Source organism: Psychrobacter sp. 1U2 (assembly GCF_051847575.1).
Map to the genome: position 1 here is coordinate 1 of NZ_JBPYDC010000358.1, position 1,166 is coordinate 1,166.

Consider the following 1,166-nt stretch of genomic DNA (forward strand, 5'->3'; position numbering starts at 1 on the left):
GCCTTCGATATCTAAGTCTGCAGAGATGATATCAACTTCAACAGAATAACGGTCGGCGGTTGGGTTATCCCGATGCGCGAGATCATTAAAACGGTTATTTATCATAGTCAGTGTTTTGCGTAAGTTCTCTTGACGACTCTCGCCACGTGCCAAATTCGCAAAGTTAGTCGTCAGACGTGTGCTATCTGCAGGCTGATAGTTTTCATCAAAACGAATGCTCGAGATGGAATATGTAAATTGTTTACTCATGATAGATTGCCTTTATTCAAGATAAAACCAAATTTGTGTATGAGGTAGATCATACCCAAACTCTGACATGAATAAAAACGATACTATTTAAATTTAAGATGAATATTATTCATCTTAGTAAGGTTAGAACATAAAAGAAGAGAGCAACGATAGTATGGCAAATGATGGTTCAATGACATAAAAAAAACCAAAACTTATCTAATAAGTCTTGGCCTTTATCGATTAGTTATTATACTAAAAGAGTGGTAGTCAAAAAACTACTGCTTAGCCGCCTCAATCTGAATATTTAAATCCACCTGTTCAGTAATACCTAGCCGCGTATACTTACTGATATCCCACTCTCTGCGGTCAATGGTTGTCGTAAAATCACCACCACATACTGAGCCTTTCGCTATAAAACTAAAATAACAATTGAACTTAGTAGCGGTTAGCGTTACTGGATGAGTAATATCGCGAATAGTCAACTCCCCATCGACTCGGGTCACATCGCCCGTATTGTCATCAGCGAAATGCCACTTAGTAGACTTAAAGTAAGCTAGCGGATACTTGTTCATATCAAAAAATTCATCGCTTCTAAGGATGATATCAAAGGCTTTATTACCTGTATTTAAAGTGTTAATGGGAATGACTAAAGAGACATTGCCAGTGTACGCCTTTTGGTCGTATTCTAGCTGTCCGGTCAGATTATAAAAGCCACCCGTATTAGTTGAGGTATTAAAATGATCGATAGCGAAGCGTACATTGCTATTTGCAGGTTCTAGCAAATAGCTAGCAGCATGACTACCAGTCATACTACCTATAATTAATGATAACGCTCCTAAAAATTTGACGTACCTGCATGTCGTTTTAGAACATTTCATTTTAGAAAGTGCAAATCGGCTCATCTCTATAGTCCTTTATTGATAATAGCTGATTAG

The 1,166-nt window shown here is 37.6% G+C and carries 2 protein-coding genes; both read right to left on the reverse strand.

The annotated features are described in order from the left end of the window. Positions 1-249, reverse strand: a 249-nt coding sequence (locus tag ACS8FD_RS15805; RefSeq protein ID WP_439276548.1) for a putative oxygenase MesX, incomplete at its 3' end; no start/stop codon positions are given. Between the two features lie 257 nt (positions 250-506). Further along, complete coding sequence (locus tag ACS8FD_RS15810; protein WP_439262953.1) at positions 507-1,040, reverse strand: YceI family protein; 534 nt, start codon at positions 1,038-1,040, stop codon at positions 507-509. Positions 1,041-1,166: the final 126 nt, after the last annotated feature.